We start from the raw sequence: 19,614 nt of genomic DNA, 5'->3' as shown, positions 1-19,614 counted from the left end.
AGTGCCATGCTTACTCAGATCAAAGGCCTGCATCACGTCACCTCCATGGCTGCGGATGCCGTCGAGAATAATCGGTTTTTCACCGGGACCCTTGGCTTGCGCCGGGTCAAGAAGACGGTGAATTTTGATGCGCCCGATGTCTACCATCTCTACTATGGCGACGAGCGCGGGAATGCAGGCTCCGTAATGACCTATTTCCCCTTCCCGAACATCGGCAAGGGCGCCCGCGGCGCCGGTGAAGTTGCCGAGACGGTCTTCTCCATTCCGAAGGGCACGCTGAAGTTCTGGCAGGAACGACTTGGCGCGGAAGGTGTCAAGGAGCTGGCTGATTACTCACTCTTCGGCGAAGAGCGCTTGCGTTTTGCGGGGCCTGACGGCGATACTTTTGCGCTCGCCGAAGTCGATGGCGACCAGCGAGCCCCCTTCGACGGCGGTCCGGTGGCTGTTTCCGAAGGCATTCACGGCTTCCGCGGTGTCACGATGCGCCTTCGTGACGAAGGGGCGACCGGCGAACTGCTGCAGTTCATGGGCTATCAACCTGTTGACCGCCATGGTGACTTCGTCCGTTATGCCGTGCCCGGCGGCAATGGTGCCGATTACATCGACCTTGAGGTTCTGCCGGGTGCGAAGGGCGCCCAGCAAGGAGCTGGATCGGTGCACCATGTTGCATTTGCTGTCGATGACCGTGCAGCCCAGCTCGAGGTTCGCAAGGCCTTGCTCGACACCGGCTACCAGGTCACGCCCGTAATCGACCGAGATTACTTCTTCGCCATCTACTTCCGCACGCCGGGCGGTGTGCTGTTCGAAATCGCGACGAATGAACCCGGTTTCGACCGCGACGAAGATACGGCCCATCTGGGCGAAGCTTTGAAGCTGCCGACCCGATACGAACCGTATCGTTCCCAGATCGAAGCGCAGCTCGTTCCGATCGGCAACTGACGCAATCTCCGTTTGTGATGTGCCGGGGCCAACTTCGTCCCCGGCATGCGCCTGATGTAATCCGAAGGAGAAGTCCATGTCTGTCGATAGCTATATCCATCACTACGAACCGCCGAAGGGGCAGGCCCCGCTCGTCTTCACCTTCCACGGAACCGGCGGCGACGAGCACCAGTTCCCGGGTCTGATCAGTCGTATCCTGCCGGATGCAGGGATTGTTTCACCCCGTGGCGACGTTTCCGAACACGGCGCTAACCGGTTCTTTCGTCGGACCGGCGAGGGCGTCTATGACATGGACGACCTTGCCCTCCGGACGTCGCGGATGGTGGCTTTCGTCCGCGCACAGAAGGAACGTCATCCGGGCCATCCTCTCTATGCGCTCGGTTACTCCAATGGCGCCAATATTCTGGCTTCGGTGCTTTTCGAGGCTCCGGATCTATTTGAGCGCGCCGTCTTGATGCATCCGCTCATTCCGTTCGAGCCGAAGCCGCAACCGGCTCTCGGTGAGGTCGGGATCCTGATCACGGCTGGACAACGTGACCCGATTTGCCCGCTGCCGCTTACCAATGCGCTTGCCGGCTACTTCGAACGCAACGGAGCCGATATGCGGACATTCCTGCATGTGGGCGGACATGAAATCTCGCAGGGCGAGGTGGATGCCGTGGCCGAATATCTGAAAAGCTGACACGCCTGAATACGCACGCGAATACAATGCGTTCACGTTGAAGTCTGCCTGTAGTTCAATTCTTGCTAATTAACCAAGAAGCGACTGGGAGCCTGTTCAAGGTGAACGCAATTGCGTATCTCCCGCCCACAAAGGGACGATGAAAAGGAAACGCGCGTGCTGGTTCTTCGATGGATCGAAAGACTGATCTTCAGCCTGCCGTTGCCGGCTTTCGTCCTGGCGGTTTTCGGCGTCATGCTTTTCAAGGTTGGGGTCTGGTACATGCCAGGCCTTGGGCTTTCCCAGCAGATTGCAGCCAATCCTTTCGTCAATCCGCTGACCGACCCCAATGCTCACTATATCTACTGGAGCTGGCTACCCCCATTCCTCGCCTGGGTGCTCGGCATTCATGGTGAAGCGGCCTATCTCCTCTACCACTTCGCTTTTTCGCTCGCCTTTGTCGGGTTGTTCACGCTGCTGGCGGTCAAACGGCTGCAGGATGAACTGGCACGCGTGGCGCTCCTCTTCTTCGTCTTCCTGCCGGTCGCCGGGACGTCGTTCTTCTGGGTGAGCGTCGATTCGTTCACACTGTTCTTCATGCTGCTCGCCTTTGCTTTTCCGCAATCAATGCTGATTTCGGGTCTTGCGGGCGTTGCACTTGGCATGACCCATTTCGAGCAGGGGTTCTTCGGAGTCGGCGCGGTTTTCTTCGCCACGCTGCTGGGTCGCTGGTTCGGACCTGTGCATGATCGCCGGCTCACTGTGATCGGTTCCGTGCTGGCTGGCGTGATTGCAGGCAAGGTGATCCTGTTTGCGATCTTCCACTACAACGATGTGCAGGTGAATTCCGGCCGTTTCTACTGGCTTTTGATGAACTACCATCACCACCTGAGGCAGTTCTTTTTCAGCTTTCAGCATGCGCTGTGGTCGATCCTGGCAGTCGGCTGGCTGGTGGCGTTGCGCTTTGCCGATCAGGGTCGAAAGACGGTCCCGTTCTTCGTGACCATCGCCTTGATGCTGTTCTTGCTTTTGACTGTGGGTGACCAGACACGGGTGATGTGCATCGTGCTCTTCCCGCTGGTTTACGTGTTCTGGCTCTCGAATGCGCCGGTGCTGGCGCGTTTCGACCGCACAGAAGTGGCGGGGCTCACCCTATTGTGGATCCTGATTCCGTGGATCTGGGTATGGGCCGGCGTCGCCCAGCCTTCGCTTCTGTCTTACGATCTCGCGATGGTGATAGACAAAGTCGTCGGCGGTTTCGATATCCCGGCGGATTTCTCGCTCTGGCCCTTCAATTTCCGCATGCCAGGACAGGGCTTCTAAGGCCCAGCCTGTCGTCTTTCCTGCCTCAGAGGTTCAGCCGCTTGAAGATCCGCTCTGGGATGTTGCGGATCACCAGCATGACCAGCCGCCAGATCGGCCGGACATAGATCACGTCCTTGCGCTTCAGGACGGCCTTTTCGATGGCTTCAGCCACTTCGGAAGGTTCGGCCGTCAGCTTGGCGGGCAGGTCCATGCCCGCCGTCATCTGCGTTGCAACGAAGCCTGGCAGTACGGTCACGACATGCACGCCTGTCTTGGCCAGCCGGTTTCGCAGGCCTGACAGAAATGCGGTAAAACCGGCCTTGGCGGATCCATAGACATAGTTCTTGGCACGCCCCCGTTCGCCAGCCACCGAGCTGACGCCCACGATTGTGCCATGGCCACGGGCAAGGAAGCGATTGGCGAAGATCGAAAGAATGCTGGCCGGGCCTTCGTAGTTCGAACGCATCACGGTGATGGCAGCGGTCACATCCTGCTCATTGTCGATCTGTTCGCCCATCAACCCGACCACGCAGACCACCGTGCCGGGGAGAACGGGCAGTGCGTCGATGAAGCCAGCATGGGTTTCAACGGCCAGAGCATCGAAATCGTGAAGGGTCACAGCGACACGGTAGCGCAGCTCCAGGTCCGTTTTGTCGGCGGCAAGGCTCTCGGTTCCGCGGGCAGCGAGCTGGATCGGATGACCGCTGGCGGCGAAGCGGTGGGCAATGGCGCGGCCGATGTCGGAACGCGCACCGAGGATCAGGACGGGGGCTTTGGTCATAGGTCGAGACGTTCTGCTTGTGCTGAGAGGAAATGAGTGCGCAGGCCGTTTTCCTTGCGCATGGCGGTAAAGTCACGCACCCGCGGATCGGCCTGTCGCAGCGTTCGGCCGGTCAGCCGGGCATCCTTGGCCAGATAGAAGCGTCCGCCATGGGCAATGCTTATCTGGTCGAGTTCGTCCATCAGGGCGAAGTTGGCTTCCGTTACCGGAAAATCGAGGGCGAGGGTGTAGCCTGGCATCGGAAAGGAGAAGCGGCTGTCCTGTTCGCCGAAACGCTTCAGCACGGCGAGGAAGGAGCCGGAACCGGACGCTGCGATCCTGGAGAGAAGCTCGCGCAGTCCTTTGTCGGCATTGTCGAGTGGCAGGACGTTCTGGAACTGCAGAAAACCCTTGCGGCCATAGATTCGGTTCCAGCCGAGAATGGCATCGAGCGGATAGAAATAGCTGTCCCAGTCGACCAGGCTTTCCTTCGGCTTGCGTCGACCATTGGCGTAATAGAGCGCGTTGAAGGCTCGCACCGACCAGGTGTTGAGGAGGCCGGGAGGGGCGTCCAGCGGAATGGTCAGTTTCCGTTTTTTCTTCTCAGCAAAGATGTCGGCGCGCTGTGTCCCAGAAAGCTCGGTCTCGGTTGCATGTTCGCCGAGCATGACGAGTGAGCGTCCCAGAGCATCTCCCTCGGACAGGCAGTCGATCCAGGCGACGGAATAGGTGGCCGAGGCATTGTCCTCGAACAGCCGGATGGCATCAGTGACATTGGCTGCGACAAGGGTCTGCTGGCGGATCCAGCCGGTCTTGACGGGGCGAAGGCGGAAGGCGACGGTCAGGATCACGCCGGTCAGGCCCATGCCGCCGATCGTCCACGCGAAGAGATCCGGGTTCTCCTCGCGTGAGCAGCGGCTGATCGCGCCATCGGGCCCCATCAGATCGAACCAGTCGACAAAATTGCCGAAGCTTCCCTCCAGATGGTGGTTCTTGCCGTGGACATCTGAGGCGACCATACCGCCGATGGTGACGAACTTCGTGCCCGGGGTGACGGCTGGAAACCATCCGCAGGGCAGGAAGGCGGCGATGATCTCCTCAAGCGTTACACCGGCTTCGGCAATGACCTGGCCATTTTCGGCGTTGAACGCGATCAGGCGATTGAACGCCCGCATGTCGATGGTCTTGCCGCGCGCCACCGCACTGTCACCATAGGCCCGGCCGTTTCCTCGGGCGATCATGCGACCCCGAAGAACATCCGTTCGCAGACTTTCTGCGGAACGCGGTTTTGTCACCTCGGTATCGATGACGGGATAGCGACCCCAGCCGGACAGCTTCATCCGGTGAGCCCTTCCAGAGGGCGATTGAAGACGAAGCGGCGGTCGAGATTGTATTTGACGATATAGCCGATCGCCAATCCAATCACGGCTCCGATTTCACGCATCATTTCGGTGCCCCAGATGAGCCAGAAACTCGTTTCCATGCCCCAGAAGATTGCCGTGGTGACGATGCCCATCGCGGTGTAGAGCGAAAACTTCCGGCCATGTTCGGAAATGCCGGTCGAGGTGTCGGCGAAGATCCAGCGCTTGTCGAGCAGGTATTTCACCACAAGCCCTGCAAGGGTTCCGATGAAGACGGCGGCAGCAAAGAATAGGGCGCCTTCTCCTGCCTGAAGGACGAGTCGTTGGGCGCCGAGATTGACGATGGTGGCTATGGCGGCAAAGACCGCATAGCGGATGACGAGGCTGGTCAAGGTCACAGCACAGCTCCAGCCAGACCGAAGACTGCGACCATGCCGATGCAGCAGAGACTGATTTTGTCCTTGGCGGCATAGACCACCGGATCGTCATGCATGCTGCCGCGATGTGTCATCATCACCATGCGCGTGATCCAGTAGAGCAAGATGCAGCATATGGCCCAGAGCGCTTCCGGCCGCGAATAGAGCGCTGAAACTGCCGGTGAATTCACGTAGAGTGCCATAACGAGCACGGAGACGTAGCCTGATGACAAGGCGATCATCGAGATGATCGGCAGATCGTCGACATAGTAGCCGCGACCTGACGCCTTGGCTTCGCCGCGCTCCAGACCGTCGACGAGTTCGGCCTGGCGTTTTACGGCAGCAAGCGAGAAGAAGAAGAAGATCGAGAAAGCGAGAAGCCAGACGGAGAGGGGGATGCCGGTCGCTGCACCTCCTGCGACAATCCGAACCGTATAAAGCCCCGCCAACACGCAGATGTCGATGATCAGGCGGCGCTTGAGATGCAGCGAATAGGCGGTTGTCATGATGAAATAGGCCGTCATGACGCCGAGAAACGGTAGGCCGATCACACCCGCAGTCAGAGTTCCGAGGGCGAGCAGGCCGATGGCCATCCAGGTGCCATGGGCAATCGGTATGCTGCCTGAGGCGAAAGGCCTGTTCCTTTTCCGGGGATGAGCCCGGTCGGCGGAGAGGTCCAGCAGATCGTTGACGATATAGACGCTGGAGGCAACGAGGCTGAAGGCGATAAAGGCGAGCAGGCTCTCAGCGAATGTCAGCAGGTCAAGCTGGTGCGCGGCAAACATCGGCAGGAAGACCAGAAGGTTCTTCAGCCACTGGTGCGGCCGGAGCGCCTTGAGGTATGGCCGGATCGACGGAAGAATGGACGACATGTGTTCGATGTCAACGCCGAGCGCGTCCGCCTTGGTGCGGACCCTTGAACTGGCGTTGACCGTGATGGCCTTGCGCGCGCCCTGCCAGACGGGCAGGTCAGCATGGGTGTCGCCCATGTAAACATAGCCAGCCGCGCCGTAACGGGCGGCAAGAAACTGGGCCTTCGCATCGCTCTTCAGATTGGCAAGGCCATCGGATCCGTGAACCTCGTCGAAGAGGTCGAGATGGGCCGCGATCGCATCGGCGAAACCCTGATCGCTGGCGGTGACCAGGGCTGTGCGGCCGCCTTGGGCGCGCCAGGCGGATACGCGCTCGATGACGGCCGTATCGTATGGCAGGCTCTCGATATCGATCTCGGCTGCTTCTGCCAAATGCCGCTTGAGCGCGGCCTTCCCGCGCTTCAGGGCGGCGGTGGCAAGGAAGGGGCTTTTCCAGTCACGGCCAAGTGCCGACCAGAAGCTCTCGAAGAGTAGGTCTGAACGCAGGAGCGTCCCGTCCAGATCAACGACCAGGATCGGGATTTCCTCGAAAAACTCGCTATGCATCGCAGACATCGACATCCTCGGCTCACCGTCAACAGCATGGCCGTTGCACGGTTTTCCCCGGCAGCCATGCTTGAATATTAGCGCAGCTGCAAAAGATCGGGGCGCGTTTCTGAGAACGAGGTTAATCCAGAGGCGTTAAGGCTCAGTCAAAAATCAGCCTGATATTTTGACTAGAGCCTTGATCAGACCTGCTTTTTCCCGTGCCCAGCGGGGTAGGTCCTGGGCCAGGTTATCAAGCGTCGTGCGGTGGGTAATCAGCGCTTCGATTGGGACCTTGCCTGCCTCGATCGATGCACGCACATGGTCGAAGTCGACCCGTGTGGCGTTGCGGCTGCCGATCAGCATCATTTCCCGCTTGTGAAACTCCGGATCGGAAAAGGTGATGTCTTCCTTCACCACGCTGACCAGAACAAGCGCGCCGCCATGGGCGACGAAGCGGAATGCCTTTTCCATCGAAGGTTTGTAGCCGGTGGCGTCGAAGACCGTGTCGAACCCGTCCCCCGAGCTTGTCTCGGTGACGGCCGTCTCGACATGCTCGTCTGCAAGTATGCCCTTGTCGAAACCGAGGCGGGTCGCTGCCATCTGCAAACGTTCTTCGCTGGTGTCGAGAAGCGTGACATCATGGCCGGCAAGCCGGGCAAAGATTGCCGTGCCCAGCCCGATGGGGCCGGCACCGATGACGAGTGTGCGGGAATGGTTTAAGGCCATCGATCGGCGGACGGCATGGGCACCAATAGCGAGAAACTCAACGGTCGCAGCCGCCTCAGCCGAAAGGTCGCCTGCGGGATAGAGGTTGCTGGCTGGCACGATGATTTCTTCGCACATGGCCCCATCCGTATGCACGCCGAGAACCTTGATCGCCGTGCAGCAATTCTGCTTGTCCTGCCGGCAGGCGACACATGTGCCGCAGGCGAGGTAGGGGTTGACGATGACCCTGGTGCCGGCGGTGAGATCGACCCCATCGCCCGTTTCAATCACCGTGGCCGAGATCTCGTGGCCCATCACCCGCGGATATTCGAGGAAAGGGTGCTTGCCTTCAAAGATGTGATAGTCCGTGCCGCAGATGCCGACGTGGCTAACAGCGAGCCGGGCATGGCCTGCGGGCGGCGCGCTGGGCGCAGGTCGATCAACGATTTCGAGACGGCCTGGTTCCAGGCAGAGCGCGGCTTTCATAGGGCATGGTCCTGATGGATGTGGGCGGCGAGGTGGCGGGGCACACCCCGCCTGCCGGTGTCAGCGGCTGCTTCTGCGGCGCAATTGATCGAAATAGACGATCACGATGATCAGTGCGCCGGTGATGATGCGCTGCCAGAAGGAATTGACGTTCAGGAGGTTGGCACCATTGTTGATGGTTGCCAGGATGAAGGCCCCGAGCAATGGCCCTTGCACCGATCCAACGGCGCCGAACAGGCTAGTGCCACCGATGACCGACGAGGCGATTGCCTGCAGTTCCCAGCCTTCGGCCTGAGTTGCGTTGCCGATGCCGATGCGCGAGGCAAGCAGGATCCCGACAAAGGCCGCACAGGTCGAGGACAGGATATAGGCGGTGTAGATCGTCCGGGTGACGTTGACGCCCGAGAGGCGCGCTGCCTCGCTGTTCGAACCCACCGCAAAGAGATAGCGGCCCCAACGGCTCAAATGCAGGAACACATAAGCCGGGATCGCGACCACGATGACCATCCAGAAGAGACTGGGTATGCCGAGAAAATCGGCGCGGGCGAAGTTGGTGAAGGCATCGTTGGAGATCGAGATCGTCGAGCCATTGGTGATCAGCAGGCCGATGCCGCGCAGGGAGGTGAGCGTCGCCAGCGTAATGATGAAGGGTGGCAGTCCCATGCGAACGATGCCAAAGGCGTGGAACATGCCGATCGCGACCCCGATCAGCAAGGTCAGGATGATCGCCAGCCATACCGGGACGCCGGCCGTGATCAGCCAGGCGACGATGACGCTGGCAAAACCAACGACCGCGCCGACCGAAAGATCGATGCCAGCGGTGATGATGACGAAGGTCTGCCCAACCGCAAGGATGGCGGTCATTGCGCCCTGACGCAGCAGGTTGCTGATGTTGTTGGGTGTCCAGAAGCTGTTGGTCGAGAAGCCGAGCAGCAGCCAGAGGAACAGCAAGAGGCCGAGCAGCGTCAGGCTGAAGAGAATGTTCATTCCCCTCTTCGGTGCCGCTTTTGTCTCCGTGGTGTCCAGGCTCATGGTCGTCCTCCCTGTGGCTTCTTTTCTTTGGTCTTGTCTATTGCTGTGACTTTGGTGGATGGCTCAGACGCCGATCGCTTCCGTCAGAACGTCTTCGTGTGATGCGGTGCGATAGTCGTGGCTGGCCACCAGCCGGCCCTGGCGGAAGACATGCAGCCGGTCTGAGAGTTCGTAGACCTCGGGAAGGTAGGAGGAGATCAGGATGATGCCGGCTCCCTGCTTCAGGAGTTCCGCGAAAAGCCGGTAAATCTCGGCCTTTGTGCCGACATCGACGCCGACCGTGGGCTCGTCGAAGATAAAGAGGCGTGCACCGTGGCTCAGCCACTTGCCGATGACGATTTTCTGTTGGTTGCCACCAGACATGGCCGATGCAAGGACCGAACGGGTTGGCGTCTTGATTTTCAGGTCGTTGATCTGTTTGTCGGCATTGGCCCGCTCCTGGCGGCTGCTGATCGTCAGGCCCCTGCTCAGTCTGTCGAAGACAGGCAGATTGATGTTGAGGCCGATCGGCAGGTTGAGGCACAGGCCCTGGTCGCGGCGGCTTTCCGGCGCCAGCGCAATCCCCAGATCCATTGCCTTGCGTTCATTCGGGATCATCACCTTGGCTCCGTCCCAGTAGATGTCGCCGGCACTCAGTTTCTGTCGTCCATAAAGGCCGAGGGCAAATTCGCTGCGGCCGGCGCCGATGAGGCCGTAGAGCCCGACAATTTCGCCGGATCGAACGGAAAGCGACACGTCTTGAAATCCGGGACCCGACAAGCCGCGCGCCTCGAGAATCACATCGCCGATCGGCAGTTTTTCCTTGTGGTAGATTTGCTCGATCGAGCGGTTGATCATCAGCGAGATCAGTTCTGCGTCATTCGTCTCGCTGATCAATCGGGTGCCGACATGGGTGCCGTCACGCAGGACCGAAACGCGGTCGGCAAGTTCGAAGACCTCTTCCATGCGGTGACTGATGTAGACGATGGTGACGCCTTCCGACTGAAGCCGGCGGATAAGCCGGAAAAGCTGGGCGGATTCCTGGCGCGTGAGATAGGCGGTCGGCTCGTCGAAGATGATGAAGCGGACGCCGCGCATGGCTGCGCGCGCGGTGGCAACCAGCTGCTGCTGGCCGATGGTGAGATTGGCGAGCGTTTCGCCGGCTGGCAGATTGAAGCCGAGATCGTTGAGCACGTTCTGGGCCGCTGCCGTCATCGCGCCTTTGCGCATGATGCCGCCGGACGACATCTCGTCGCCTAGAAACATGTTGGCGGCGACGGAGAGATGCGGGCAGAGCACGACTTCCTGATGCACGGCATTGATGCCGCGATGGATGGCCTCGTTCGGATCGGACAGCGGCACCGCCTTGCCGCACCAGCGGATCTCGCCGGAGGTGCGCGGAATAACGCCTGTCAGCAGTTTGATGAGGGTCGATTTACCAGCGCCGTTTTCACCGACAATGGCGTGGATCTCGCCTGCCAGAAACGCGATGGTCGCCGGCTTCAGCGCTTCGACAGCGCCGTATTTCTTCTGCAGGCCGAGGAGTTCGAGAATGGGGGCGCCTGGCTCGACGTGATCTGCTTCCCGCACGGCGGGCTCGGCATCGTGTCGGTGGCTCAGGTCTTTCAGTCCGGTCATCATCGTCCTCCCAGGCAATCAGCCGTATGAAAACGACGAGTCCTCCTCGACCCGTCGTTCTCTTCGTCATCCGGCGCGCGACGCTGGCCGCGCGCCGGTGTCTGCGATCAGTTGACCTTCGGGTTCAGAAGGGCGTCGATCTTCGGCTCTGCCATGTTGGCCTTGGTCACCAGATTGGCACCGGTGTCGACGAAGGTTTCGACCTTTTCACCCTTGGAGACGGCAAGGGCTGTCTTCACGCCGTCATAGCCCATGCGATAGGGATCCTGGACAACGAGGCCGGCCAGCACGCCTTCTTTCAGGAAGCCGACCGTCTTTTCATCCGAATCGAAGCCGATGACCTTGATCTTGTCGCCGAGCTTGTTTTCAGCAATCGCCTGGCCAACGCCCTGTGCCATGATGAGGTTGGAGGCGAAGACACCAACAAGGTTCGGGTTGGCCGTGATCAGGTCGGTCATCATGTTCAGGCCGGTGGTTGCCTGGCCATCCGCATACTTGTCGGCGACAACAGTCAGGCCCGGATACTTGGCCTTGATCTGCTCCATGAAGCCTTCATGGCGCTGATCGAGCGAGCCTACACCCGGCAGGCTGGTGATGATGGCGATTTCGCCCTCTTCCTTGCCGGTTGCTTCCTTGATGGCAGCGGCGAGGCCATCGGCGGCAATGCGGCCGCCCTGGACGTTGTCGGTGGTCAAGAAGGAGGTGAAGGCCTTGGAATCGGCGCTGGAATCGATGCCGATGATCGGAACAGACTTTGCTGCTTCGTCGATCGGCTTGCCGAGGGCCTTGAATTCGGTCGGCGAGATGACGACTGCGGCCGGCTTGCCGGCAACGGCATTTTCAAGAATGCTGATCTGGCCATTGATGTCGGATTCCGACTGTGCGCCCAGTTCTGGAACGCTAACGCCGAGATCCTTGCCTGCGGCGCGGGCGCCGGCGAGCACGATCTGCCAGTAGAAAGATGTGGTGTCCTTGACGATGATCGGGATGGTGACGTCCTGCGCGAAGGACGCGGCCGGCATTGCCGATACTATCATTGCTGCCCCGGCGACCCCGATCAGGGCGCGGCGCGTCATGCTCTTCAGAATAGACATGTGGTTCTCCTCTCGATTTGCGTCCTGTTCCTCCAGTGAGATCTTCCCGCAGAACGCGACCGAGATGATCTTTTATCGATAAAAAACATTTTACCGAGGCACGCTACTCCAGCATTCCGGAGAATGCAAGCGAGCAAAGGGTGATACTCCCGAACCGCATTTGCCGATTAAATTCAGGCGTCCTCAGCCTGTTCAAACGCGGTGAACGTCTTCCGGATAGACGACGCCTTTCTTCAGGATCACATTTCCATAAATGCGAAGCTCTGTCGTGGCGACGATGTAGGCGGCCTCGCGCGTGCGCTCGTAGAAGGCGAAACGTTCGAGGCTTTCAAGGGTAAAATCGCCGGCGAGCCTTGTAATCATCGCCTGGAATTCGGCGCAGATTTCGGGGACCGCATGTGGGTCGCCGACGACCTCCATGCGCCAGGCGACGTCCTCGACGAATTGGTCGAGCGGCATGTGCGCGAGGATTGCTTCCAGGATCTCGACGGCACCGACGCCATCGGCGCGAACAACCGGCGGCCCCATGCTACTTGCCGGGAAATTTCCATCGACAATGGCGATCTCATCGCCATGACCCATCGTGGCGATGGCATGCAGCAAATCGGGACCGAGTAGGGGATGGATGCCCTTTAGCATGCTGTGCTCCTATTCACGGACCGGGGCATCGCCGAGTGGCGGGGCGACCAGAGTGTGGGGTTCGAAGGCCTTGAAGGCGGAGGCTGGCAGGTCTTCCTTGGTCAGCGCCATGTTGCGATCAAGGCTTTCCGGCTTTGCCGTGCCGATGATGACGGAAGCCACGGCCGGATGGTGAAGGGGGAACTGCAGGGCGTACTGGGCAAGCGGCCTGCCCGATCCTTTTGCGATGGTCGCCATGGCACGAACCTTGCTCAGGATCTCGTCTGTTGCAGGCGTATAGTCAAAATGGGCGCCGGGGACCGGGCCAGTTGCGAGGATGCCGGAATTGAAGACGCCGCCGGCTGTGATCGAGGTGCCGCGCTTCTCGCAGAGCGGCAGCAGTTCTTCCACGGCAGACCGATCGAGCAGCGAATAGCGGCCGGCCATCAGGATGACGTCGATATCTATGTCGGCCATCATCTCGAGGCAGGCCGGCACTTCATTGACACCAAGACCGAAGGCCTTGATCGCGCCGGAAGACTTGAGTTCATCGAGGGCCTTGTAGCCGCCGTCGCGCAACTGCTTCACATAGCGATCATTGACTTCCCGGCCATGGGTATAGACCCCGATGTCGTGGACGTAGAGGATGTCAATGCGGTTGAGGCCGAGCCGTGCGTAGCTGAAATCGACCGAGCGCATGATTCCGTCATAGCTGTAGTCATAGACCAGCTTGAAAGGCAGAGGGTCGACGAAGCCCACATTGGGGATCTGGTCCTTGGGGACGGGGGCAAGGAGCCGGCCCACCTTGGTCGACAGGACGTAGCTGTCCTCTGGCTTGTCGCGCAGGAAGTCGCCGACATAACGCTCTGCCTGGCCGAAGCCGTAATGCGGGGCGGTATCGAAGTAGCGGATGCCGTGATCCCAGGCGGCCTGGAGCGTTGCCATGCCGGCCTCGCGCGGGCAGGGGCGGTAAAGACCGCCGAGCGGAGCCGTGCCGAAACTGTATTCGGTGACTTCCAGCGAGGTTTTGCCGATGCGTCTCGTCTTCATGCGTCTGTTCCGGATCTCTGTTTGGTGTTCAGAGCGTGGCACCGAGGTGCCACGGCACGAATTCATTGTCGCCATAGCCGAAGAGCTCGCTCTTGGTCTTCTGGCCGGACGCGGTCTCGATGATCAGGTCGAAGATTTCGCGACCGAGGCCTGAAACGGAAGCGTCACCGGTGGCGATGACGCCGCAGTCGATATCCATGTCCTCTTCCATCGAACGATAGAGAGCTGTGTTGCTGGTCAGCTTGATCGAGGGTACGGGTCGTGAGCCGAAGCAGCTGCCACGCCCCGTGGTAAAGGCGATGACATTGGCGCCGCCAGCGACCTGGCCGGTGGCGGATACCGGGTCGTAACCGGGGGTGTCCATGAAGACGAGCCCGTGTTCGGTGACACGTTCGGCGTAATTGTAGACGGCCGTCAGCGGCGAGCGTCCCCCCTTGGCAACGGCACCCAGCGACTTCTCTAGAATCGTGGTGAGGCCGCCCTTCTTGTTGCCGGGCGAGGGATTGTTGTCGAGCGAGGCGCCATGCTGGGCGACATAGGCCTCCCACCACGAGATCAGACCGTCGAGCTTGACGGCGACGTCTTCGTTGACGGCGCGGCTTCGCAGCAGATGTTCGGCGCCGTAGATCTCTGAGGTTTCCGAGAGGATCGCCGTGCCGCCCGCACCAGCGAGGATGTCGACCGCGACGCCAAGCGCCGGGTTGGCCGTGATCCCGGAGAGACCATCGGAGCCGCCGCATTGCAGGCCAACGATGATCTCGCTGACGGAGATTGGTTCACGGCGCATCGTGCCGACTTCGGCTGCGATCTCTTTCAGGATCGAAAGGGCGTTTTCAACGGCGCGACGTGAGCCGCCTGCATCCTGGATGTTAAAGTGGCGCTTCGAAGCACCAGCGCCGCTCTGTCCGTACAGGGTGAGCTGGTTGACCTCGCAGCCGAGGCCGACCATCAGCACGCCACCAAAGTTTACGTGACGGGTGTAGCCGGCAATCGTCCGGTGCAGCGTACGCATGCCATCGCCGGTCGAGCTCATGCCGCAACCCTGATCGTGCACGATTGGCACGAAGCCATCGATGCCTTCGTAGTGCGGCAGGATGGTGCGGTTTGCTGCGTCGGCAATCGCGCGACAGACAGTGGTGGAACAGTTCACGCTGGCGATGATGCCGATATAATTGCGCGTCGCAGCGCGGCCATCTGCCCGGCGATAACCCAGGAAGGTCCGCCCCTTGTCAGCTTCCGTTGCCGCTTCCGGCTGGGCAAGGCCGCTAACGGACAGGCGGCCCTCGTCGAAAGCAAGATTGTGCGAGTGGACATGCTCGCCCGCTGCAATGTCGATGGTGGCGCGGCCGATGGCTTGCGCATATTTGACAACCGGTTCGCCCTTGCGGATCGCCCGCACGGCAACCTTGTGGCCAGCGTCGATCCGGGATGTTGCATTACTGCCGCCCGGGAGGATGTGTCCGGCTTCGATCGCCACCGTGGTTACAGCGACATTGTCTTCCTGCGCTAGCAGGATGCATGCTGGTTTCGTCACCCGATGCTTCTCCCTCGCGTCCGGCGGCACCGGATCCTGTGTTTTGTCTTTTATCGGCAATAGACAGTTTGTCGTCAATGGGTATTATATCGATAAAGAACAAATTGGTGCGGCGCCGCGGATGGACGGTAAATCGGGCCAGAGGGAGAGAGCAACGGCTCAAACGGTGGTTTTCAACTCGAGCGAAGGCGGATAGAGCCAGAGGGTCCAAGACCCCGAGGGCGCGATAGAATCTCAATCCAGGCAGATCCATGGCCAAGCAGAATACCGTCTTCAAGGACGCCTATAACCGCACGCTGAAGCGTATTGCCGAGACGGACACCCTTCCCTCCGAGCCCGAGCTTGGCAGTTTGCTGGGGGTAAGCCGCACCACCGTGCGAGCCGTTCTGACCCGACTTGGCGAAGTCGGTCTCGTGGCCTGGGACAAACGGTCGAAAACTGTGCTGCGACGTCCGCAAGCCGAGGACTACTTTCCCGAAGAAGAGACGGATTCGCTTTCCGACATCATCGAGCGCAGCTTCATGCGGCGCATCCTGGCCGGCGGCGCCCAACCGGGCATGCAGATCAACGAGCTGGAGCTCGCGCGTGAAATCGGCATCGGCACCACGAGTGTGCGGGAATTCCTCATCCGCTTCAGTCGGTTCGGGCTCATCGAAAAGCGGCCGAACAGTCATTGGGTGCTGAAAGGTTTCACGCGGGAATTCGCGCTGGAACTGACGGAAGTGCGCGAGATGTTCGAGCTTCGCTCGGCGGCAAGCTTCGTCAACCTGCCTGAAGACCATCCCGCCTGGGCGGAACTTCGGCTGGTCGAGGCGCAGCATCACGAATTGCTTGCCGACATCGACAATCGTTTCACCGAGTTTTCCGAACTCGACGAACGCTTTCACCTGCTGGTCCAGCGGGCGTCAAGCAATCGCTTCATCATCGACTTCTACGACATCATCACGATCGTCTTTCACTACCACTACCAGTGGAACAAGACGAATGCGCGGGCGCGGAACCAGCGGGCTCTGGAAGAGCATCTCGACTATATCAGCGCGCTTTTTTCGCGAGATGCGGCAGCGATCGAGAAGGCCTGCCGTCGGCATCTGAAGTCGGCGCGGGAAACCTTGCTGCAATCGATCCAAGAGGCTGTTTGACGGATGAAGACCCCGATTTTGCAATTCGGAACAAGCCGCTTCCTGCAGGCTCATGTCGATCTTTTCGTCAGCGAGGCGCTTCAGGATCGGGCTGCGATCGGCCCGATCACCATCGTCCAGACCAGCGGTGATGTCGGACGGGCAGGGAGGGTCGCCGCCCTTGCTGCGCCAGAGGGGTTTCCCGTGCGCATTCGCGGGATCGAATCGGGTGAGCAGATCGACCGCGAACTGCGTGTTCAGAGCGTTCGACGCGCGCTCTCCACAGTGTCAGACTGGACCGAAATCGAGCGGGTTTTCGTCGAGGAGGCGGAGATCATCGTCTCCAACACCGGTGACAAGGGATATCAGGTTGGTGAAGGAGAGCGATTGGGAGGTGTGCCCGCATCCTTTCCCATGAAGCTTCTCTCCCTTCTTCTCTCCCGATATCGGGCTGGCGGTCACGCTCTGACAGTGTTGCCCTGCGAACTCGTGTCGCGCAACGGGGCAGTGCTGAAGTCGATCATCGTGGCGCTCGCTGGCGAGCATGTTTTCGATCGGGGTTTTCAGGATTGGCTGGATAGCGGTGTGCGCTGGGGCAATACGCTGGTTGACCGGATCGTCTCTGATGCGCTGGAACCCGCTGGTGCTGTGGCAGAACCTTATGCGCTCTGGGCCATCGAGCAGCAGCCGGGTCTCGTCATTCCGTGCCGGCATCCCGCCGTATTGATGGTCCCAGATCTCGCCCCTTACGAGAAACTGAAGCTCCACATTCTCAATCTCGGGCATACGGTTCTGGCGGATCGTTGGCTGAAGGACCGGCGGCGTCCGGACGAAACGGTCCGGGAAATGTTGGTCGATCCTGATTTCGCCGAGGACCTGGCCCGTATTTATGGAGGCGAGGTGATCCCCGGCTTTGCCAGCCATGGTCTCGAAAGTGCCGCGAGGCATTTCGTGGCAACCACGCTCGACCGTTTCCGCAATCCTTATCTCGATCACCGATTGAGCGACATTGCCGGCAATCATTTGGAAAAGATCGAAAGGCGCATCATCGGTTTCATCGACTGGTGCCCCGGCATCGCGATGCCGGAACTCAGGCGGGTTGCTGGTCGGTAAAGCAGCCGGTTGGGCCGGTCAGGCCGGCGGGATGCCTTTGGCGCGCATCCGGCGCCTGAACGCTGTCGGCTTTTCGAGGAAGCGTGCGGCAAACGCCTCGTAGAACCGCGAGACGGAACCAAAGCCGCTTTCGAACGCCACATCGGTGATCGAGAGATCCGTCGATATCAGCAGTGATTGTGCGGTATCGAGGCGATGTCGGACGATTGCCTGGTTGATCGTATGGCCTACGGCGCGCTTGAAGATGGCCATGGCATAGTTTGGATGCAGGCCCGCGTCGTTTCCGACATCGTCTGCTGAAATGGGTTCCAGGGCATGTTCTGCGATGAAGCGCAGCATGCGCTCGACATGCTCCACGCGTTCGCTGTCACTGGCGCTGAAGCGTGCAATGGCGGAGCCCTCCTCGCGCAGATCACGCCACCCCTCGCGCTCGATACGCAGCACTCGGGCGGTCAATTCATTGCGGACAATCTCGGTGAGGTTCCCGTCGCCGGCCAGCAACTCCTCTCGCCAGCGCATGAAGATGTCGCGGTCATAAGAACGGATCTCCAGAGCTTCGATCATCGCGCCGCGAAAGACCGCATCGCGGAACCGACTGAGATTGGCAAGCCCGAGAAAGACCGACATCGGCACGTAGAGGCAGACGAAGCGTGTGCCTTCGCGCCGATCGATCACCTGATGCGGGATCATGCCCCAGAACAGGCAGAGCCGGCCCTCGTCGACAGTCAGCTCCCGACCATCAAACCAGTAAGTCATGTTGCCGGACAGAACGAAATTCAGCTCGATCTGGCTATGCATATGGGGGCCGGCCATGCGCTGTACCACGAGATTTTCGCCTGCGCAGAAGCGGTGATCGCCAAAGACCACCAGCGGGTGGCGCGGGTCGTGGTCCGGATGTACCGGCACGGATTCGTCCTCGATCAGAGGCTTTAGGTGTTCCACAGCTTAGGATCCCGGAATACTTCACTCAAAAGTCGGTAGATTATTACGGCTTCGCAGTCGATGATCAAGGAGAGCTGAGTTCGATTACGGTGCTGATATGCTGATCGATGGCTCCGCATTGCATGACGTGAGGCGGTCATAGGGAGGAAAACATGACCTTTTTCAAAAACCTGAGCGGTTTGGCTCTGGGTGCTGCACTTCTGTCTTCCACCGCATTCGCCGGTGAGATCATCCTGAATTCCGACCACTCCGACCCTGCGCCGAAAAAGGCGATGGAAGAGCTGATCGCTGATTTCCAGAAGGCCAATCCCGATATCACGGTGAAGTGGAACAACTTCGACCACGAGGGTTACAAATCCGCGATCCGCAACTTCCTGACGGCTGATGCTCCTGATGTCGCCGCTTGGTATGCGGGCAATCGTATGGAGCCCTTCGTCAAGGCCGGCCTGTTCGAGGACGTGACCGATGTTTGGGAAGCCAATGGTCTGAATGACCAGCTGAAGTCCGCTGCCCCCTCGATGACAATCGATGGCAAAAAGTGGGGTGTTCCCTACACCTACTACCAGTGGGGGATCTACTATCGCAAGGACATCTTCGCCGAGCAGGGCATCACCCCGCCGAAGACCTGGGCCGAATTCCTGGCCGCTTGCGAAAAGCTGAAGTCCGCTGGCGTCACTCCCATCACCATCGGTACCAAGGCTCTCTGGCCGACAGGCGGCTGGTTCGATTATCTCGACCTGCGTGTCAACGGCTATGAGTTCCACATGGAGCTGACCTCGGGCAAGGTTCCCTATACGGATCCGCGCGTGAAGGCCGTATTCGAGAAGTGGGGCGAGCTGGTCAAGGCCGGTTACTTCAACGAAAACCACGCCGCGATCGACTGGCAGGATGCCATTCCGCAAATGGTTCAGGGCAAGGCTGCCATGTACCTCATGGGTAACTTCGCCGTTGCAACGATGAAGGACGGCGGCCTTAAGGAAGAGCAGATCGGCTTCCTGCAGTTCCCGGAAATCACGCCTGGTATTCCGATGGCCGAGGAAGCTCCGACCGACACGTTCCACATTCCGTCGGGTGCCAAGAACAAGGAAGATGCGAAGAAATTCCTCGCCTATCTGACTTCGCCGGAAGCCCAGACCAAGATGAACGCAACGCTTGGCCAGCTGCCGGTGAACAACAAGGCTGAAAAGCCTGCGGACCCGTTCCTTGAAGCTGGATTCACAATGCTGGCCAACGCGCATGCACTGGCACAGTTCTACGACCGCGACGCCAATGCCGAAATGGCGAAGGCCGGTATGGAAGGCTTCCAGGAATTCATGGTCAAGCCAGACAATCTCGACCGTATCCTTGAGCGTCTCGAGAAGATCCGCGCCCGCGTCTACAAATAAGGACCCCGGTCCTCCCAGCGCCGGATGCCGTCGACTTCAGTGTCTTCGGCATCCGGCTGCCGTTTCCATGTCAATCTG

General features: G+C 59.9%; 18 protein-coding genes. 6 read left to right on the top strand and 12 right to left on the bottom strand.

Going from position 1 to position 19,614, the window contains the following annotated elements; all coding sequences use genetic code 11:
* Positions 1-6 precede the first annotated feature (6 nt).
* The 3 genes from ACSV9I_RS13530 (at position 7) to ACSV9I_RS13520 (ending at position 2,923) form a co-directional block, all read left to right on the top strand.
* The gene (locus ACSV9I_RS13530; protein ID WP_438329296.1) at positions 7-939 is read left to right on the top strand and encodes a ring-cleaving dioxygenase; all 933 of its coding nucleotides are present in this window, start codon (positions 7-9) and stop codon (positions 937-939) included.
* A 76-nt stretch (positions 940-1,015) separates the two neighbouring features.
* Entirely contained in the window at positions 1,016-1,621 is a 606-nt protein-coding gene (locus tag ACSV9I_RS13525) for an alpha/beta hydrolase (protein WP_438329294.1), read from the top strand.
* A gap of 156 nt (positions 1,622-1,777) precedes the next feature.
* Entirely contained in the window at positions 1,778-2,923 is a 1,146-nt protein-coding gene (locus ACSV9I_RS13520; protein ID WP_438329292.1) for a hypothetical protein, read from the top strand.
* 25 nt (positions 2,924-2,948) lie between these two features.
* On the opposite strand, the gene ACSV9I_RS13515 is transcribed toward ACSV9I_RS13520, so the two are convergent.
* From ACSV9I_RS13515 to ACSV9I_RS13465, 11 genes are all read right to left on the bottom strand, one after another.
* On the bottom strand, positions 2,949-3,686 hold the full coding sequence (locus tag ACSV9I_RS13515) for an SDR family oxidoreductase (RefSeq protein ID WP_438329291.1): 738 nt from the start codon (positions 3,684-3,686) through the stop codon (positions 2,949-2,951).
* Positions 3,683-5,005: an FAD-binding oxidoreductase gene (locus ACSV9I_RS13510; RefSeq protein ID WP_438329289.1), complete on the bottom strand. Its 1,323-nt coding sequence runs from the start codon at positions 5,003-5,005 to the stop codon at positions 3,683-3,685. The genes ACSV9I_RS13515 and ACSV9I_RS13510 overlap by 4 nt, the downstream gene beginning before the upstream one ends.
* The gene (locus tag ACSV9I_RS13505) at positions 5,002-5,424 is read right to left on the bottom strand and encodes a GtrA family protein (RefSeq protein ID WP_438329287.1); all 423 of its coding nucleotides are present in this window, start codon (positions 5,422-5,424) and stop codon (positions 5,002-5,004) included. The genes ACSV9I_RS13510 and ACSV9I_RS13505 overlap by 4 nt, the downstream gene beginning before the upstream one ends.
* On the bottom strand, positions 5,421-6,869 hold the full coding sequence (locus ACSV9I_RS13500) for a UbiA family prenyltransferase (RefSeq protein WP_438329286.1): 1,449 nt from the start codon (positions 6,867-6,869) through the stop codon (positions 5,421-5,423). The genes ACSV9I_RS13505 and ACSV9I_RS13500 overlap by 4 nt, the downstream gene beginning before the upstream one ends.
* Before the next feature lie 144 nt (positions 6,870-7,013).
* Positions 7,014-8,033 carry a zinc-binding alcohol dehydrogenase family protein gene (locus ACSV9I_RS13495; RefSeq protein ID WP_438329284.1) on the bottom strand — a complete coding sequence of 340 codons (1,020 nt, stop codon included), beginning with the start codon at positions 8,031-8,033 and terminating at the stop codon, positions 7,014-7,016.
* 60 nt (positions 8,034-8,093) lie between these two features.
* A complete protein-coding gene (locus ACSV9I_RS13490; RefSeq protein ID WP_054157967.1) occupies positions 8,094-9,065 on the bottom strand; it encodes an ABC transporter permease in 972 nt (323 codons plus the stop codon).
* A 63-nt stretch (positions 9,066-9,128) separates the two neighbouring features.
* Complete coding sequence (locus ACSV9I_RS13485) at positions 9,129-10,682, bottom strand: sugar ABC transporter ATP-binding protein (protein WP_438329282.1); 1,554 nt, start codon at positions 10,680-10,682, stop codon at positions 9,129-9,131.
* A 107-nt stretch (positions 10,683-10,789) separates the two neighbouring features.
* Complete coding sequence (locus ACSV9I_RS13480) at positions 10,790-11,776, bottom strand: ABC transporter substrate-binding protein (protein ID WP_438329280.1); 987 nt, start codon at positions 11,774-11,776, stop codon at positions 10,790-10,792.
* A gap of 192 nt (positions 11,777-11,968) precedes the next feature.
* The gene (locus ACSV9I_RS13475; RefSeq protein ID WP_054157964.1) at positions 11,969-12,415 is read right to left on the bottom strand and encodes an RbsD/FucU family protein; all 447 of its coding nucleotides are present in this window, start codon (positions 12,413-12,415) and stop codon (positions 11,969-11,971) included.
* Positions 12,416-12,424: 9 nt separating this feature from the next.
* A complete protein-coding gene (locus ACSV9I_RS13470) occupies positions 12,425-13,444 on the bottom strand; it encodes an aldo/keto reductase (protein WP_438329277.1) in 1,020 nt (339 codons plus the stop codon).
* A gap of 28 nt (positions 13,445-13,472) precedes the next feature.
* Positions 13,473-14,978, bottom strand: coding sequence for a UxaA family hydrolase (locus ACSV9I_RS13465; RefSeq protein ID WP_438329276.1), 1,506 nt, complete (start codon positions 14,976-14,978; stop codon positions 13,473-13,475).
* Between the two features lie 251 nt (positions 14,979-15,229).
* On the opposite strand from ACSV9I_RS13465, the gene ACSV9I_RS13460 reads away from it, so the two are divergent.
* Together ACSV9I_RS13460 and ACSV9I_RS13455 are read left to right on the top strand one after the other, a co-directional pair.
* Positions 15,230-16,117 carry a GntR family transcriptional regulator gene (locus ACSV9I_RS13460; RefSeq protein ID WP_438329274.1) on the top strand — a complete coding sequence of 296 codons (888 nt, stop codon included), beginning with the start codon at positions 15,230-15,232 and terminating at the stop codon, positions 16,115-16,117.
* Between the two features lie 3 nt (positions 16,118-16,120).
* Positions 16,121-17,209: a mannitol dehydrogenase family protein gene (locus tag ACSV9I_RS13455; RefSeq protein ID WP_438329273.1), complete on the top strand. Its 1,089-nt coding sequence runs from the start codon at positions 16,121-16,123 to the stop codon at positions 17,207-17,209.
* 18 nt (positions 17,210-17,227) lie between these two features.
* Here the strand turns inward: ACSV9I_RS13455 and ACSV9I_RS13450 are convergent, their stop codons facing one another.
* Positions 17,228-18,022, bottom strand: coding sequence for a helix-turn-helix domain-containing protein (locus ACSV9I_RS13450; RefSeq protein ID WP_438329652.1), 795 nt, complete (start codon positions 18,020-18,022; stop codon positions 17,228-17,230).
* Between the two features lie 281 nt (positions 18,023-18,303).
* On the opposite strand from ACSV9I_RS13450, the gene ACSV9I_RS13445 reads away from it, so the two are divergent.
* Positions 18,304-19,536, top strand: a complete 1,233-nt coding sequence (locus tag ACSV9I_RS13445; RefSeq protein WP_054157959.1) for an ABC transporter substrate-binding protein — start codon at positions 18,304-18,306, stop codon at positions 19,534-19,536.
* The last annotated feature ends 78 nt before the right edge of the window (positions 19,537-19,614 follow it).

It is taken from the genome of Rhizobium sp. G187 (genome assembly GCF_051549525.1).
Taxonomy (GTDB): domain Bacteria; phylum Pseudomonadota; class Alphaproteobacteria; order Rhizobiales; family Rhizobiaceae; genus Allorhizobium.
This window is presented reverse-complemented; position numbering and strand designations above follow the sequence as displayed.